Source organism: Nitrobacter vulgaris (assembly GCF_002028545.1).
Classification (GTDB): domain Bacteria; phylum Pseudomonadota; class Alphaproteobacteria; order Rhizobiales; family Xanthobacteraceae; genus Nitrobacter; species Nitrobacter vulgaris.
The window spans coordinates 105740-121045 of sequence record NZ_MWPQ01000049.1 but is presented as its reverse complement, the minus strand read 5'-3'; the positions used below and the strand labels follow the sequence as shown (position 1 = coordinate 121045).

The window sequence follows — 15306 nt, the reverse complement described above, 5'->3', positions numbered from 1 at the left end:
TGGGGCGAATCCAGCCCGCAAGAAAGAGCGCAATCACACGGATGCACATACCGTGATCACGCCTTCGGCGATGATGACCTCGACACGGCCTTTCGCAGGCAATCGCGGCACAGGCAATCGCCGCCTTCGGTCGGCATTGGCTTTCGCCCGGCCTCCTCGGCGCACCAGCAGTTGCCAGATAGATCGCAAGTGAATTTCGTTCCGCACCCGGAACAGGCGAGGCGGCGAATGGCTTGCTGTCGGGTCTGGCGTGTCATGGCGGCGGGTGTGCTCTCATAGCGTTTTCGAGCGAAGTGGAATCCGGTTCGCGTGAAGAAAACGCGTCAATCAAAAAAACTAGAGTCTTTCACCGCTTCCGTTAAGCGGTGAAAGACTCTAGGCCGGGTTGATCGATGCGCAACCATAGTTCCGGATCGATACGGATGAAATCCTTTCAGAAGCGAGATTATTCCGCCGCGCGAAGGCGATGGATCGGGAGACGTCGGTCTCTTCCGCGCAGTGAGAGGTAGTAGTCGGCATCCGCCGGATTGTCGGTGCGACGAATGAGATCGGTCACCGGCGCATAACTCAGCATTCGGCCGCCGTCCGGAAGCGCCGTGCAAATGAAGCGCAGCACCTCGCCGTTTCTGAGTTTGATATTTATCGGGGTCGGATCGCCCGCGCGTACCATCCCAACGCGCTCGGCGATGAAATGGCTAAGCTCGTCTTGCGGCAGTTCGTACGCGCCGGTATCGCGGCCATGATACATCAGCGCGATAAACGGCGGCTTGCTGTCGGCCTTCTCGTCAGGCAGCGAGAAGTAATTCCGGAACGCTCGGTTGATGAATTCGGCACGGGTGTCTGCGTCGAGCATGACGATCCCGATGTCGGTCTGGTTGAGGGCGGTGGACAGCCGTGCCGCTGTCGCGTGCCGCTCGCGCTCCCGTCTGAGCGCATTCATCATCCGCAACCGCAACAATCCGGTGATCAAGGCGGTGCCGCCGGCGGTCAGGGTCAGCAATCCAAGACGTAAAACGATGGAACCGTCAGCGACCGTGGCATTGTAGTCGCTAAGAATTCCTGCGGAGGCTAAAACGGCTATTCCGGCGCTGATCAGACCGGAAACTGTGCCACCAAGCGATCCGGCGAGGGCGACGACACAAATATATAGCGCTGACAGGTCCGCAAAGGCGGCAACGTTGCGATCGGCATAGATGGACGCGCCTGCGATTAAAATCGCGAAAGCCGGACCCAACACTATTCGCCAGTCGATATGCATCACCGTTCCATGATACCGAATGAGACTAAATCCGGTTCGCGAACAACTGGTTGCACAATCGCACGGTTTTCGTCGCCAGCGTTAATGGCGCCTAACGCGGCGGCGCGCGATTTGAAATGAATTGCGCTGCCCGAGATCTAATCCAAGGAACTGCCGGGTGCGCAACCGTAGCTGTTCGGGCCGTGTGGGTTTGCCCGCCACAGTCTGAGGTCGCGTGATAATCCTCGCCCCTTGATCGGCGTTCTGCAAAGCTGCCTTCAGGGAATCATTGTGTGGGATGAGAGTTTCGATGAGCGACCGACGCCTTCCGTTGATGTTGATGATCGGGCCCCTTTATATGCTGGGCCTCTGCGCTTCCATGGCGCAGGACGTTCCCGGTATTGAGATCTGCACCGTCGAAAAGACGATGGAGAGGCGGACGAGTTGCTTGCAGAGCAACATCAATTTTCTGCAAACCACCCTCAGCAGATATGTCATCGATAGCAGGCAGAAAATCGATGCGGCCAACCGACAGATGCAGGTGCTTGAGAGCACAGTTGCGGAACTGCGGAAGGCGGTGGCTGAACTTCAGGCGGCGAGCAAGAAACAGCCGCAGTCCCCGACGAAGGAGGACGGAAAACATCCGGCGAAGGAGGAAGGGAAGTAGTTCAGGCGTTATCTCCGACGTCATTCCAGCCGCTGACATCTGTCCTGGTACCCGTTGTCAAGATGTGAAGTCAGGCAAATTGCTTTTGCAAATTTTGTCTCGATCGCACAAATGGCTGTAAAGGAACGGAGTACATCATGCCCTGGCTGCAGCCGGTCACGCTCGAAGGACCTCATGCGCGGCTCGAGCCGTTGTCGCAAGATCACCGCGAAGCCCTTGTTGACGCGGTCAAAGACGGCGAGATCTGGAAGATCTGGTACACTTTCGTTCCGGCGCCGGAGAAAATGGGGGCCGAGATCGAGCGGCGGCTCTCGCTGCAAGCAGCCGGAACCATGCTGCCCTTTACGGTGCGGGATGCCGAGGGACGAATCGCCGGTATGACGACCTACATGAACGTCGACTCTGCGAGCTGTCGCGTCGAGATCGGCTCGACCTGGTATGCGAAGCGCGTCCAGCGCACCGCAGTCAATACCCAGTGCAAGCTGCTGCTGCTCACTCACGCGTTCGAAAAGCTGAACTGCATCGCCGTGGAATTCCGTACTCACGTTTTCAATCATGTCAGCCGACGTGGCATCGAGCGGCTCGGCGCCAAACAGGAGGGTACCCTGCGCGATCGTCAGATGTCGCCAAACGTGACGGTGCGGGACACCGTCGTCTACAGCATCCTTCCCGGAGAGTGGCCGAAGGTGAAGGCGCATCTCACCTACGAACTCAATGAAAAGCGTCGATAGTCCCGGCCGTCCCGCCGAGTGAGCGACTGCGGCGCGGGAATATAATGAGCATTACAATGATCTCCATTCTCGACGATCCTCTTGTCTCCACCGAATGGCTGGCCGCGCATCTTGGTGACGTCAAGGTCATCGATGCCTCGTTCAAGATGCCCGGCGTGCTACCGCTGGCTGTCGATGATTTTCACGCCACGCACATTCCCGGCGCGGTGTTCTTCGATGTCGATGCCGTATCGGATCGTGCGTCGCCACTTCCGCATATGTATCCGGATGCTGCGCAGTTCGCGCGTGATGTCGGCGCGCTGGGGGTTTCCTCGAAAGATACAGTCGTTGTTTATGACTTTGGAGGCTGGGTTGCCGCGCCGCGGGTGTGGTGGATGTTCCTGTCGTTCGGTCACGCCGATGTCCGGGTACTTGACGGCGGCCTGAAAAAATGGCGCGCGGAAAACCGCCCGGTCGAATCCGGTAAAGTTTCGCCGAAGCCGGGCCATTTCAACGCGACCTTCGATCCGCTTTATGTGCGCGGTCAAGCTCAGCTCATGAGCAACCTGTCGTCGGGTCGCGAGCAGCTTGTCGATGCGCGCGCGGCTGGTCGCTTCACCGGCGCCGTAGCGGAGCCGAGAGCCGGGCTGCGTTCAGGTCACATTCCCGGCAGCCGCAACCTGCCGTACAACGAGCTGTTCGATCCTGGGACCGGCGCTATGAAGCCGCTGGACGATATTCGTGCCGCGTTTACTCGCGTCGGGGTGGATTTGGCAAAGCCCGTCGTCACCACCTGCGGCTCGGGGGTTTCGGCCGCGGTGCTGACGCTTGCGCTCTACCGACTCGGGGTGCGGGGCTCGGCGCTCTACGACGGGTCATGGTCGGAGTGGGGATTGAGTGAGGGTCCGCCGATCGCTACCGGACCTGCCTGAACAGGCTCACTCCAATTCGAGCGGCGACCCCAAAAGCATGGGTTGCGATGAACGATCTGACTGCCGGATCGCACTGCGATGGTGATGTTTCTTAGCAGCACGCCGTGGTTTCGTGGACGATCGTTTGGTGGTGGGCGTCGCCGGATCGGCGACCTGCGTTTTCTGTACAGGACGGCTTGCCGGCAGGGGTGGCTTGGAATGCTCTCCGAACGGCGATGTCATCGTTTCCGTGACACCGGATGTTTTTCCGTCAGTTGAGGATGCGTCGCTTTTCGCGACCGCGGGTTTGACGGCCTCGTCTGCCTCGTCTGCCGTCTCGCTGCCTCGCGCTGGCTCCGATAGTTCTGGCGCAGCGGTATTGGCGGGAGGTGTCGTGTCCGCTATCGCGGGGACGGGCTCCGATCGTGATGGAGAAGCTGCCGGCTTGTCAGTATCGGCCGGAGCAGAAGGTGCGTCCGTGGCAGGAGGCGTATCGGCCCCGGATTCCGGCTGCGCATCCGATAAAGGCGTCACCGTGTGCTGTGCGTCGGCCTGGTTTGATTCCGGTGTTGCAGGTTTGGCGGCGGGTGTATCGACCTGCAGCACGGCCAACGTAGGCTGTTCGGCTTCTTTTGATCCAAACGTGACTTCGGGCATCGGCTTGAGAGGCAGACTTGCGAACTCTTCGTGGGTTGCTCGCAGCAAAGCTGCGGCCCCCAAGCCGAAGATCAGCATTGAGATCGCCAGCGTGACCGCAACGAATAGGGAACGAAAGCCGGGTAGCATGGGTGTGGTTGCGCCTTCCCCGCGCGTCTACGACGGTGATCGGGCCATCAGAACGCAATTGAACACACGCCTGATCGACAGGTTGTACGAATCAGGGCCTATCGAGAATACCGCAAGGGACGCGGTCGTGCGCTCCAAAAATCCACCGCAACAATCGCCCGTCGAAAGTTTGCAGGAAATAGTGAGGCCTGGAGGACACGGTTCGCCACGATCTGGAATTATGACCGAATCGGGGAGGCTTTTGTCTGAATCGTCTTGAATGCGCCGCTATCCTGCGCGATGTGGCCGTTAACGATCCGGTGTCTTGTTGGATTTATACAAGGGCGATGATGATCAAACGCATTCTGACGGTTTTTGCGGCGATCGTAGCTGGCGCAGCGGGAACCTCGTTAGCCTCGGCGCAGGGATACCCGCCCCCGCCGAGCCCGATCTATTCCACGCCGCCCTCCGCTTATCCGGACGAAGATGACCGTCAAAGAGGAGCCGATGCGGTTCCCAGTTTCGATCCGGTTGACGACCAATCGGCGCAGCGCGACAATTCCGCAGCGTTGACACCGCCTGGCCCCGTGATGTCGCCGGATGATCCGCGTTACGGTCGCTCCAGTTCCACGCCGGTCTATTCGACTCGCGACCTTCCGCCAGGCCCGGTGATGTCGCCCGAGGATCCTCGTTACGGGCAGCCCGGCCCCCCACAGTATCAAGCTCCGACGCGTATGCCGGAAACGGTCGCTTCGACCGGCGGAGCGACTGACGGCCTCACGCCGCCGGCTCCGGTGGGTGCGGACGGTAGGCCGGCCCCAATGTCGGCGCTGCCGCCGGACGAGCAGCCGGAGGCTGATCAGGGCGGTGAGAAACAGCTGGCGCCGAGACTGCGCCGCAAGGAAGTCACGTTCGCCACCAAAGAGCCGGCGGGCACCATCGTGGTCGATACGTCAAATACGCATCTGTACTACATACTCGGTAATAATCGCGCGATCCGCTATGGCGTGCGCGTTGGCCGCGACGGCTTCACCTGGGCCGGCGTGCAGAAGATCAGCCGCAAGGCTGAGTGGCCGGACTGGCATCCGCCGACCGAAATGATCGAACGTCAGCCTTATCTGCCGCGCTTCATGGCAGGCGGTCCGGGCAATCCGTTGGGCGCGCGCGCCATGTATCTCGGTTCGACAGTATTTCGCATCCATGGCACCAATCAGCCTTCGACGATCGGCAAGTTCGTCTCTTCAGGTTGCATCGGGATGCTCAACGAGGATGTGTCGGATCTGTTTGATCGTGTGAAGGTCGGTACGCGGGTTGTCGTGCTGCCCGGCGGTCCACCGCACACCGATACGACGGCTTCCACCCAGCCGGCTCCGGGATCGAGCGCGGCGCCGACTCCGCAGCCGCCGCAGACAGCGAGCTTGCCCGGAACCCAGCCAACCTCGGTGCCGCCGCTGCCGGCGCCGGTTACGATCCGATAGGCGCAGCGCTTAAGCCGCGCCTGCGTAACGGTTTTGCTGCGCGGCTCTCTTAGAGCCTTCCGCTTCTGACAGAGTCAGAAGCGTGACTCTATGATTTTGATCTGACGTGTTTTCTTCATGCGAACCCATTCCATCCTCGGGTCAAGTCCGAGGACATGCTTCGCTCGAAACACTTTTAACTCACCTTAACTCACCGCAGCGCGCGTACCCGTGCGCCCTTGAGCCACGCGGCGATATTCCCGACCATCTCGATGTAATAATGCCCGTAGTTCGGCGTGATCTCGCAGCCGGGATGAGGCGTCCTCAAGTGGCGATCGCGCCTGCGGAGCGGATGATTGAGGTGCAGGGCTTTCTGCGAGAAGGTATTCGGTCGGGGATCGGCGATCGAACGTTCCCTCGTCTTCGCTTCGGCGATCGACGCGGTCATATGCGATGTTGCGTGATGCCAACTGCGGATGCGCGGCCTAGTCATTGGGCGCTCGCTCGCCGTGCTTGGCACGCCACGCGGGTCCGGGTCCGCGCATGTAATGCAGTTCGGGCCGGTAGGAGCTGAACGCGATCGCGGTGAATTCGCGCCATAACGCGCGAATGCCGTGAAGTCCTCCGCGCGGATGATCCTGTCTTTCGGTCCGGTTGGACGCTGACGCCGATACGCTGGTCGCCATGGTGTTACTGCCTTGTTGGGTCGCAAGCTTCCTGTTGGGAGGCCGACGATGGCGCTGGTCTCGCTATCCTTCACGGATTTAATTAAAAGGCGGTTCGAATGAGACGAAACGGAGTATTCCTTCCGTCAACCTTTCTGCGTGGTTAAGGCAAGGTTGCCCTTTCGCCACCGCGCGGCTACATCAGCGGCAGTAAACTTTCCAGAAAACGGCGCCTCCTGAATCCCGAAGTTCGGCCCCTGCGGCCTATCAGCGACGTGGATTCAAAAGAGGCGTACAACCTTCGGTCGGCGCGTGGCCTGGTTCAGAGGTTCCTGACGATTTCGCCGCAAGGCGGGAGAGAACGTCTGAACACCGCCGCGACGCTTTCAGGAATCACCTTTAGGAATCACGCTTTCAGGGATCACGATGGCGCGCCAGTTCATCTACTTCATGCAGGGCTTGTCCAAAACTTATCCGCCGAACCGGAAGGTGCTGGATAACATCCACCTGTCGTTCTATCCGGACGCCAAGATCGGCGTGCTCGGCGTCAACGGCTCGGGTAAATCGACGCTGCTGAAGATCATGGCGGGGCTCGACAAGGACTACACGGGCGAGGCCTGGGTCGCGGAAGGTGCCCGCGTCGGTTATCTTGAGCAGGAGCCGCAGCTCGATCCAGCCAAGACCGTGCGCGAAAACGTCATGGAGGGCGTCGCCAAGCAGAAGGCGATCCTCGATCGCTACAACGAACTGGCGATGAACTACTCCGACGAAACCGCCGACGAGATGACCAGGCTGCAGGATGAGATCGAGGCTGCGGGGTTGTGGGATCTCGACAGCAAGGTCGATCAGGCGATGGACGCACTGCGCTGCCCTCCCGATGATGCCGACGTGACGAAACTCTCCGGCGGCGAGCGCCGCCGCGTCGCGCTATGCAAGCTGCTGCTTGACCAGCCGGACCTCTTGCTGCTGGACGAACCGACCAACCATCTCGATGCTGAGTCGGTGTCGTGGCTCGAAAGTCATTTGCGCAATTATCCGGGCGCGATCCTGATCGTCACCCACGACCGCTACTTCCTCGACAACGTGACGGGATGGATCCTCGAACTCGATCGCGGCAAGGGTATTCCCTACGAGGGTAACTATTCGGCGTGGCTGAAGCAGAAGCAGAAGCGCCTCGAACAGGAAGGCCGCGAAGACGCCGCGCATCAGAAGACGCTGGCGCGCGAGCAGGAATGGATCGCCGCCTCGCCCAAGGCGCGGCAGGCGAAATCCAAGGCGCGCTACCAGCGCTACGAGGATCTGCTCAAGCAGGCCAGCGAGAAGCAGAGCCAGACGGCGCAGATCACCATTCCCGTCGCCGAGCGTCTCGGCCAGAACGTGGTCGATTTCGAGGGCCTGAGCAAAGGGTTTGGCGACCGCGAACTGATCGACGATCTGACCTTCAAGCTGCCGCCCGGAGGCATTGTCGGCGTGATCGGCGCCAACGGCGCCGGCAAAACCACGCTGTTCCGGATGATCACCAAGCAGGAGACGCCGGACAAGGGTACCATCACCATCGGCGAGAGCGTGCATCTTGGTTACGTCGACCAGTCGCGCGATAGCCTCGACGCGAAGAAGAACGTCTGGGAGGAGATATCCGGAGGGAACGAACAGATCCTGCTCGGCAAGCGCGAGGTGAACTCGCGCGGCTACTGCTCGTCATTCAATTTCAAGGGCGCGGATCAGCAGAAGAAGGTAGGCAGTTTGTCGGGCGGCGAGCGTAACCGCGTGCATCTGGCCAAGATGCTGAAGTCCGGCGCCAACGTGCTGCTACTCGACGAGCCGACCAACGATCTCGACGTCGATACGCTGCGCGCGCTGGAAGAGGCGCTCGAGGATTTCGCTGGCTGCGCCGTCATCATCAGCCACGACCGCTGGTTTCTCGATCGCATCGCCACGCATATCCTTGCCTTCGAAGGCGACAGCCATGTCGAATGGTTCGAGGGCAACTTCCAGGACTACGAGAAGGACAAGATGCGGCGGCTCGGTCAGGACAGCATCATCCCGCACCGCGTGAAATATAAGAAGCTGACGCGGTGAGAAGAGTGGTAACGCATTGGCGGCCTGGACTCCTTAGCTCACTCCGACAAGCTTCTTGCGATGGATGACGTTGAACGGGACATAGCCTTGCGAGCTGAAGAATTTCTGCGCGTCGATATTGGCTGTCCAAGTGTCCAAAGCAATTTCGTCGATGCCTTCTGAATAGCACGCTGTTCAATATGGCGGCTACGCCACGACGACGAGCTTCTGGCATGACCGAAGGCGAAGCTGTGTGACCGTCTGCTTTCCACCTGCAGCCTCAACCCCAGACACCGCCGACTCTCCGGGTTTTTAGAGGAGGGCGTCAAAATAGCCCCGATGCGCCAGCGGCGTAAGTGGTAGGGACGGACGATCTATCGGACCGATCCCCCAGGCGTCAATATGGAACCAAATCGGCCCGCCGATCATTGATGGCAGGAATATCGGGGTCATCGGCGGTGAGTCTGGATCTGGACGCGAGGGTAGCGCCGCTGGTGGCGAGGGGAGGCTTCGGTGATCGGGCGCTCACAGCGGTCATCGTCGCGGCGCTCGTCATCTGCGGCCTCTATGTGGGGCGCGAGATTTTCGTTCCGATCGTGCTGGCCGTTCTCTTGAGCTTCGTGCTCGCCCCGCTGGTGGACATTCTCGAGCGATGGCATTTCCCGCGCCCTGCCAGCGTGCCCGTGGTGGTGCTGCTTGCTTTTATCGCAATCTTCGCCCTCGGCGGCCTGATCGTGAGAGAGGTTAGAGGCCTCGCAGAGAGCCTGCCGCGGTACCAGCAAACCATGCAGCAAAAGATCAAATCGCTGCGGGCGCTGACGGCCACAGGGCCGCTGGATCGCGCGGCGGACCTTCTTCAGAGTCTGGGCAAGGAAATCAGCGGACCACAGCCGGTGCCGTCAGCGGCGGGTTCGCTGTCGTCCAAAGCGGTCGATCACGTTGAGCCTATACCGGTCGAGGTGCGTTCGCCCCCGCAGTCCGCCCTTGAGAATATATCGGCGCTCATCAGCCCGTTGCTGCATCCGCTGGCAACCGTGGGCATCGTAATCGTATTCGTGATCTTCATCCTGTTCCAGCGAGAGGATCTACGCAACCGCTTCATCAAGCTCGCAGGATCGAATGATCTGCAGTCCGCGACCGCGGCGATCGACGACGCGGCCAGCCGCCTCAGCCGTCTTTTCCTGACGCAGGTCCTGCTTAACGCCGGATTCGGCGTGATCGTGGCCGCCGGACTGCTGTTGATCGGCGTTCCCAGCGCCATCCTCTGGGGAATTCTGGCCGCGATCATGCGGTTCGTGCCCTATGTCGGGCCTTTCATCGCGGCGTTTTTTCCCCTGACCCTGGCTATCGCGGTCGATCCCGGTTGGTCGATGTTGCTGTGGAGCGGGTCGCTCATTCTCCTGACGGAGCTTCTGGTCGGACAGGCTGTCGAGCCTTTGCTCGTGGGACACAGCAGCGGATTGTCGCCGGTGGCCGTCGTGGTCGCGGCGACGTTCTGGACCGCGCTGTGGGGACCGATCGGACTTGTTCTCGCGACCCCTCTGACGATCTGCCTCGTCGTGCTTGGCCGCCATGTCGAGCAACTCAGGTTTCTGGACATTCTGCTGGGGGATCGTCCGGCCCTGTCGCCGCAGGAGCTATTCTATCAGCGCATGCTGGCCAACGATCCGCCGGAGGCCGTTGAGATGGCCGAGAAGTTCTTGAAGGAGCGCTCGCTCGCCGAATATTATGAAAACGTCGCGTTGAATGGCCTGATGCTGGCGCAGGCCGATCTTAAACGCGACCGCTTGTCGCCAGACCGCCTTGCCGCAATCAGGGATAGCGTCGCCGAGGTCATCGACGGACTGGCTTCGGAATTCGATGACGTGATGGAGGGCCGTCAACCGAAGAACGGAGCCCCCACTGATGCAGCGGACGTGGCGGCGGGTACACCGATGCCGGAGCTGCCGTTCATCATCCGCGAAGGACTGCCGGCCGAATGGCAGGCCGAACATCCGGTGCTCTGCGTCGCGCAGCGCAGCGATCTCGACGAAGCGGCTGCGATGTTTCTGGCTGAGATCTTGTCGAAACACGGTCTTGGGGCGCGAGCCGCCAGGAAAGAGGAGACGTCGCCGAGCGGGATCTTCCAGCTTGACGCCTCGGGCGTGATGCTCGTGTGCATCTCGACGCTCGATGACGGCGGCACGGCGCAAACGCGTCATCTGCTGCGCAAGCTTCGCCGCAAGATGCCGCGGGTGCGCATCCTCGTTTGTTGCTGGGGATGCACCAACAGCGGAATGACGAAAGACCACCTCAAGGCCGACGCGGTCGCAGACAATCTGGGGGAAGCCGCCGCTTATTGTCTGTCGCTGGTCGACCAAACGGCCGCACACGATATTATACACAAGGATGCTGCATGCTCGCTGGAGTCTGGACCACAGATCCCGTCAAAGCAGACCGAGGGGAGTGCCGATCGCCGGGACTCTCCGCTACGCACATCTTCCCTCCGTGATCGGCGTTGATCGCCGATCTTGGTTGATGTCGAAAGGAGGACCTGTAGACGCGATGGACGATTGGAGCGCCCAGCAATATCTGAAATTCGAGGATGAGCGAACGCGGCCATCCCGCGATCTGTTAGCTCAGGTTCCCCTTAACGCGCCGCGTAAGGCCGTCGATATCGGCTGCGGTCCCGGTAATTCTACCGAATTGCTGGTCGAGCGCTGGCCGCAGACCGAGATCATCGGGATCGATACATCCGCCGACATGCTGCGGCAGGCGCGCAACCGGCTGCCAGGCCACACATTTATAGAAGCCAACGTCGCGCATTGGGTCCCGCCGGCGAACACCGACCTACTGTTTGCCAATGCGATCTTCCAGTGGGTGCCGGATCATCTGTCTCAGTTGCAGCGACTGTTGAGCGTACTTCCGGCAGGCGCCGTGTTAGCTCTGCAAATGCCCGACAATCTCGATGAGCCAAGTCATGTGATGATGCGCGAGGTGGCTCATTCGGGACCTTGGCGAGAAAGACTTGCGGACGCCGCGCGGGCGAAAGACCTGCTGGCGCGGCCCGGAGCTTATTACGACGCATTGCAGCCGTTGTGCGAACGCATCGAGATCTGGCACACGATTTATAATCATATCCTTGAAGACACCACGGCAATCGTCGAATGGGTCAAGGGTACGGGATTACGGCCGTTCCTCGGTCCGCTGGAGCCGATGGAAAGGAAGGAGTTCCTGCGTGAATATTCCGCGCGGATCGCTGCCGCTTATCCGCTGCAGGCGGACGGCAAGGTGCTGCTGCGATTCCCGCGCATTTTCGTGGTCGCGATCAGATAAGTCGTGGTTTTGAGCAAGTCAGGCCGGAGTGCTCGCGTTGCATTTTGTCGCGGCCGGACGTCTCGATTCCGTCACAGGGAATCGAATAAAACGCTCTCCCGTCACAACGAGACCCATAATGTCCCCGATGCCTGAATCTCCGGCCCCGAAGGCTGCTTTCACTGCCCTTCGCCCGCTGCCGATGTTGATCTTTTCCTCGCGCTGGCTTCAGCTTCCGCTTTATATTGGCCTGATCATTGCCCAAGGGGTTTATGTCGTCCTGTTTCTGAAAGAACTGTGGCATCTCATCGGGCACTCGTTCGACTTTTCCGAACAGCAGATCATGCTGGTGGTGCTTGGCCTCATCGACGTGGTGATGATCTCGAATCTTCTGGTGATGGTCATCGTCGGCGGCTACGAGACCTTCGTGTCGCGGCTCAATCTCGAAGGCCATCCCGACGAGCCGGAGTGGCTCGGCCATGTCAACGCGAGCGTTCTCAAGATCAAGCTCGCGATGGCGATCATCGGCATCTCGTCGATCCATCTCTTGCGGACCTTCATCGAGGCCGGAAACCTTGGAACCGAGCGCGCCGTGAACTATACCCAAACCGGCGTGATGTGGCAGACTATCATCCACGTCGTGTTCATTTTTTCGGCAATCGGCATTGCGCTTGCGGATCGTATCGCGAATGAGGGGAATGTATCGAACGGCGAGGCGAGGCATTAGCATGGCGGTGACCGCCGCAGGCATTTCGCGATGGTCGTCGCTCGGGATCTTGATCCTGTTGGCGCTCACTCTTGGATCTGTCGTGTCGCCGGTGCACGCGGCGGACGACGGCTTCACGCGTTTCCTCGCCGCGGTCTGGCCGGAGGCGCAGCAGGCAGGCGTTTCGCGCGCGACGTTCGATTCCGTCACAGCCGGACTCGAGCCTGACTATAAGCTGCCTGACCTCATCCTGCCCGGTCGGCCCGCGACCGGTGCGCCGTCGCAGGCGGAATTCGTTCAGGTGCCGGCGGATTATCTCAAGGAGAGCAGCATCGCGGGGCTGGCGGCTGAAGGGCGGCGGCTGATGCGGAAAAACGAATCGACGTTGGACGCGATCGAAAAGCGTTTCGGCGTACCCGCCACCATCATCCTTGCGATCTGGGGCCGGGAAACCGATTACGGTCGCTACACACTGCCTTACGATGCGATGCGCGTGCTGGCGACCCAGGCTTATGTCGGCCGCCGCAAGGATCAGTATCGTAACGAATTCATCGAAGGACTGCTGTTGCTGCAGCGCGGTGCTGTCTCGCGCAAGAATTTCCGCGCGTCGTGGGGCGGGGCCACCGGGCTGACTCAGTTCCTGCCGTCCGAACTTGCTAAGCATGGCGTCGATTTTGATGGCGACGGCCGCATCGACATCTGGTCCTCGGTGCCCGATGCGCTGGCCTCGGCCGCGCAGCAACTTGTCAACAAGGGCTGGCAGCCGGGACTGCGCTGGGCCTACGAGGTACGTGCACCGGAGAACGCCGATTGCACGGAAGGCGTGCCCGAGGTGAGGAAGCCGATCGATAAATGGCTGCGCGAGGGGTTCTTACCAGTGCGCGGACAAAAGCTGACCGCAGTTGAGCGGGAACAGTCGGCGTCGTTGCTGCAACCCGAGGGCAGTCATGGCCCGTCGTTCCTGACCACGGCGAACTACTTCGTCATCAAGGAATACAATTTCTCCGATCTCTATGTCCTGTTCGTCGGCCATCTCGCCGACCGCATGACCAGTCCGTTGCCTTTTGCGACACCGTGGTCGGCCTCGACGCAACTACGCAGCCGCGACGTCGAGGCGATGCAGCGCCATTTGACGCGGCTCGGTTTGTACAAGGACAAGATCGACGGCAAGGCCGGGATGCTGACGCGAGCGGCGCTCGGCGCCTATCAGAAGTCCGCTGGCCTCAAGGTGGACTGCTGGCCCAGTGACGGGGTGCTGCGCGCGATGAATGCGGCGCGCTGAAATCATCGCGTCACCAACGGAAACCCGGCCGCACCGCCGGGTTTCTCAGATCGGATTATCCGAACAATCGGATCAGTCGCACACCTGGACGCGACGGAAACGCCAGCCATATCCGTCCCAGAACCTCTCCCGCACCATTTGGCACGGCGGCCCGTCCACATAGGCCGGTGGAGGCGCGGCGTAGACTGGAGCCGGTGCGGCGTAGGCCGGGGGGCTGTTCGCGATTGCGCCGCCGATAATGGCACCGGCCGCCAGACCGCCGAGAACGCCGGCTGCCACCGCTCCCCCATCGCGAGCCTCTGCCTGCGGAGCCGTCGCTACTGAACCGGCCGCAACCGTGACAGCCGCGAGAATGGCAAAAACTGTTTTCTTCATCTTTCGAATCTCTCCTGAGGGGTCGCGCCGCGGTCGGCGCAGGGTTCAAGGTTACTCGCAATGCCGTGGTTCAAGCCGGCTGTTTCACCCGGTCAACCTTCGCAGGTCGGTCGCTGGAAAAAGCGGCTTTTTCAGGTTATCGCGCGCGGCATTCCGGAAAAACACCAACAATATGAACCGGAGCCGTTCATCAGATGGGATCAGCCGCACACCCGAACATTCCGGAGCCGCCAACCGTAGCCATCCCAAAAACGCTGCCTTTGCCAATAGCAGCCGGGGGTTGCGACATATCCCGGACCGTAATAGCCGTAGCCGGGTCCATAGTATCCCGGGCCGCCATAATAACCGGGGCCATAATATCCCGGACCGGCCAGTGCTCCGCCCACGATCGCGCCGCCGATCAGTCCGCCGGCGACCCCTGCCGCGATGCCGCCGCCGCCGGCCTTGGCTGCTTGAGGTGCGGCCACCGCTGCGACCATGGCAATCGTCGCCAATGCCACCAATGTTCTTTTCATGGCTTCACCTTTCTCATCAATCGATACCGCAGTGCGTCTGTCGAACGAAGATTCCCACAGCCGGTTTGAACGATCAATGAACGAAGTAACTGAATCCCGCCACGATACGGACCCAAGTGTGACGATTAAATGATGAATATCAATATGTTATGGTAATTCCGGAGCTGCCGCCCGCGGCGGCTTTTCGGGCAACTTGGAATAGTTTGAAATAGCGGGTTTTCCCTTTGCGTTTCGCGAGGCGGTCCAACAATATCGGCCCGTTCGCATGTGGCAATTGGGTACCGTTTCATGATTGTGTGTTCTTGTAACGTACTAACCGATCAAGACGTCCGCTCAGCCGTGACGGGAACAGACGACCTGCGGCGCTCGCCGAAGCAGGTTTACGGATGTCTCGGATGCAGCGCGGAATGCGGACGGTGTGCCCGGACGATCAGGACCATCATCAAGGAAGCGCTCGGCGCCTGCGCCCGGCGATGTTGCGACGGGTGTCCCCACTCTGCGATGGAAGCAGAAGCCAAACAAACTCACACCGAAATCACTCTTTGACCTTCTGGATAGCGGCATTTGGATAGCAGCCCAGCATTTTTGGGGGTTGTCGCGCGGCCGAATCTCATTTAGAACTATTCTAAATTAGGTGAAAGCCGGCGATAGTCGGCCGCCGGCC

At 60.5% G+C, this 15306-nt stretch carries 17 protein-coding genes; 10 read left to right on the top strand and 7 right to left on the bottom strand.

Translation table 11 applies throughout. From position 1 onward, the window contains the following. Window positions 1–56: 56 nt before the first annotated feature. Both B2M20_RS20320 and B2M20_RS13385 read right to left on the bottom strand, forming a co-directional pair. Complete coding sequence (locus B2M20_RS20320; RefSeq protein WP_079447531.1) at window positions 57–257, bottom strand: hypothetical protein; 201 nt, start codon at window positions 255–257, stop codon at window positions 57–59. Between the two features lie 188 nt (window positions 258–445). Next, entirely contained in the window at window positions 446–1258 is an 813-nt protein-coding gene (locus B2M20_RS13385) for a PAS-domain containing protein (protein WP_079447530.1), read from the bottom strand. A gap of 289 nt (window positions 1259–1547) precedes the next feature. On the opposite strand from B2M20_RS13385, the gene B2M20_RS13380 reads away from it, so the two are divergent. From B2M20_RS13380 to sseA, 3 genes are all read left to right on the top strand, one after another. Then, window positions 1548–1904, top strand: coding sequence for a hypothetical protein (locus tag B2M20_RS13380; RefSeq protein ID WP_079447529.1), 357 nt, complete (start codon window positions 1548–1550; stop codon window positions 1902–1904). 137 nt (window positions 1905–2041) lie between these two features. Continuing rightward, a complete protein-coding gene (locus B2M20_RS13375) occupies window positions 2042–2635 on the top strand; it encodes a GNAT family N-acetyltransferase (protein WP_079447528.1) in 594 nt (197 codons plus the stop codon). Window positions 2636–2679: 44 nt separating this feature from the next. Next, window positions 2680–3546, top strand: coding sequence for a 3-mercaptopyruvate sulfurtransferase (gene sseA / locus B2M20_RS13370; protein WP_244553515.1), 867 nt, complete (start codon window positions 2680–2682; stop codon window positions 3544–3546). A gap of 6 nt (window positions 3547–3552) precedes the next feature. On the opposite strand, the gene B2M20_RS13365 is transcribed toward sseA, so the two are convergent. Then, entirely contained in the window at window positions 3553–4311 is a 759-nt protein-coding gene (locus B2M20_RS13365) for a hypothetical protein (RefSeq protein WP_079447527.1), read from the bottom strand. A gap of 326 nt (window positions 4312–4637) precedes the next feature. Here B2M20_RS13365 and B2M20_RS13360 point away from each other — a divergent pair, with 326 nt between their 5' ends. Beyond that, complete coding sequence (locus tag B2M20_RS13360; protein WP_079447526.1) at window positions 4638–5768, top strand: L,D-transpeptidase; 1131 nt, start codon at window positions 4638–4640, stop codon at window positions 5766–5768. A gap of 190 nt (window positions 5769–5958) precedes the next feature. Here B2M20_RS13360 and B2M20_RS13355 read toward each other — a convergent pair whose 3' ends face one another. After that, window positions 5959–6240: a hypothetical protein gene (locus B2M20_RS13355; protein WP_139372916.1), complete on the bottom strand. Its 282-nt coding sequence runs from the start codon at window positions 6238–6240 to the stop codon at window positions 5959–5961. After that, window positions 6233–6433, bottom strand: coding sequence for a hypothetical protein (locus tag B2M20_RS13350; protein ID WP_079447524.1), 201 nt, complete (start codon window positions 6431–6433; stop codon window positions 6233–6235). The genes B2M20_RS13355 and B2M20_RS13350 overlap by 8 nt, the downstream gene beginning before the upstream one ends. A gap of 405 nt (window positions 6434–6838) precedes the next feature. On the opposite strand from B2M20_RS13350, the gene ettA reads away from it, so the two are divergent. From ettA to B2M20_RS13325, 5 genes are all read left to right on the top strand, one after another. After that, window positions 6839–8491 carry an energy-dependent translational throttle protein EttA gene (gene ettA, locus B2M20_RS13345; protein ID WP_079447523.1) on the top strand — a complete coding sequence of 551 codons (1653 nt, stop codon included), beginning with the start codon at window positions 6839–6841 and terminating at the stop codon, window positions 8489–8491. Between the two features lie 437 nt (window positions 8492–8928). Further along, window positions 8929–10971 (top strand): AI-2E family transporter, encoded by a 2043-nt coding sequence (locus tag B2M20_RS13340; protein WP_079447522.1) that lies wholly within the window; start codon window positions 8929–8931, stop codon window positions 10969–10971. A 43-nt stretch (window positions 10972–11014) separates the two neighbouring features. Continuing rightward, complete coding sequence (gene tam, locus B2M20_RS13335) at window positions 11015–11785, top strand: trans-aconitate 2-methyltransferase (RefSeq protein ID WP_079447521.1); 771 nt, start codon at window positions 11015–11017, stop codon at window positions 11783–11785. Between the two features lie 118 nt (window positions 11786–11903). Then, complete coding sequence (locus tag B2M20_RS13330; RefSeq protein WP_079447520.1) at window positions 11904–12491, top strand: TIGR00645 family protein; 588 nt, start codon at window positions 11904–11906, stop codon at window positions 12489–12491. 1 nt (window position 12492) lies between these two features. Next, window positions 12493–13752 (top strand): lytic murein transglycosylase, encoded by a 1260-nt coding sequence (locus B2M20_RS13325; RefSeq protein ID WP_079447519.1) that lies wholly within the window; start codon window positions 12493–12495, stop codon window positions 13750–13752. Window positions 13753–13824: 72 nt separating this feature from the next. Here the strand turns inward: B2M20_RS13325 and B2M20_RS13320 are convergent, their stop codons facing one another. Beyond that, complete coding sequence (locus B2M20_RS13320; RefSeq protein ID WP_079447518.1) at window positions 13825–14127, bottom strand: hypothetical protein; 303 nt, start codon at window positions 14125–14127, stop codon at window positions 13825–13827. A gap of 200 nt (window positions 14128–14327) precedes the next feature. Further along, on the bottom strand, window positions 14328–14642 hold the full coding sequence (locus B2M20_RS13315) for a hypothetical protein (protein WP_079447517.1): 315 nt from the start codon (window positions 14640–14642) through the stop codon (window positions 14328–14330). A gap of 288 nt (window positions 14643–14930) precedes the next feature. Between B2M20_RS13315 and B2M20_RS13310 the strand changes: the two genes are divergently transcribed. Then, window positions 14931–15188: a (2Fe-2S)-binding protein gene (locus tag B2M20_RS13310; protein ID WP_079447516.1), complete on the top strand. Its 258-nt coding sequence runs from the start codon at window positions 14931–14933 to the stop codon at window positions 15186–15188. Window positions 15189–15306 lie beyond the last annotated feature (118 nt).

What these genes read in the sequence shown, in the direction of transcription:
- B2M20_RS20320 (WP_079447531.1), bottom strand. Translation starts at nt 257, where the DNA reads ATGACACGCCAGACCCGACAGCAAGCCATTCGCCGCCTCGCCTGTTCC.
- B2M20_RS13385 (WP_079447530.1), bottom strand. Translation starts at nt 1,258, where the DNA reads ATGCATATCGACTGGCGAATAGTGTTGGGTCCGGCTTTCGCGATTTTA.
- B2M20_RS13380 (WP_079447529.1), top strand. Translation starts at nt 1,548, where the DNA reads ATGAGCGACCGACGCCTTCCGTTGATGTTGATGATCGGGCCCCTTTAT.
- B2M20_RS13375 (WP_079447528.1), top strand. Translation starts at nt 2,042, where the DNA reads ATGCCCTGGCTGCAGCCGGTCACGCTCGAAGGACCTCATGCGCGGCTC.
- sseA (WP_244553515.1), top strand. Translation starts at nt 2,680, where the DNA reads ATGAGCATTACAATGATCTCCATTCTCGACGATCCTCTTGTCTCCACC.
- B2M20_RS13365 (WP_079447527.1), bottom strand. Translation starts at nt 4,311, where the DNA reads ATGCTACCCGGCTTTCGTTCCCTATTCGTTGCGGTCACGCTGGCGATC.
- B2M20_RS13360 (WP_079447526.1), top strand. Translation starts at nt 4,638, where the DNA reads ATGATGATCAAACGCATTCTGACGGTTTTTGCGGCGATCGTAGCTGGC.
- B2M20_RS13355 (WP_139372916.1), bottom strand. Translation starts at nt 6,240, where the DNA reads ATGACTAGGCCGCGCATCCGCAGTTGGCATCACGCAACATCGCATATG.
- B2M20_RS13350 (WP_079447524.1), bottom strand. Translation starts at nt 6,433, where the DNA reads ATGGCGACCAGCGTATCGGCGTCAGCGTCCAACCGGACCGAAAGACAG.
- ettA (WP_079447523.1), top strand. Translation starts at nt 6,839, where the DNA reads ATGGCGCGCCAGTTCATCTACTTCATGCAGGGCTTGTCCAAAACTTAT.
- tam (WP_079447521.1), top strand. Translation starts at nt 11,015, where the DNA reads ATGGACGATTGGAGCGCCCAGCAATATCTGAAATTCGAGGATGAGCGA.
- B2M20_RS13330 (WP_079447520.1), top strand. Translation starts at nt 11,904, where the DNA reads ATGTCCCCGATGCCTGAATCTCCGGCCCCGAAGGCTGCTTTCACTGCC.
- B2M20_RS13325 (WP_079447519.1), top strand. Translation starts at nt 12,493, where the DNA reads ATGGCGGTGACCGCCGCAGGCATTTCGCGATGGTCGTCGCTCGGGATC.
- B2M20_RS13320 (WP_079447518.1), bottom strand. Translation starts at nt 14,127, where the DNA reads ATGAAGAAAACAGTTTTTGCCATTCTCGCGGCTGTCACGGTTGCGGCC.
- B2M20_RS13315 (WP_079447517.1), bottom strand. Translation starts at nt 14,642, where the DNA reads ATGAAAAGAACATTGGTGGCATTGGCGACGATTGCCATGGTCGCAGCG.
- B2M20_RS13310 (WP_079447516.1), top strand. Translation starts at nt 14,931, where the DNA reads ATGATTGTGTGTTCTTGTAACGTACTAACCGATCAAGACGTCCGCTCA.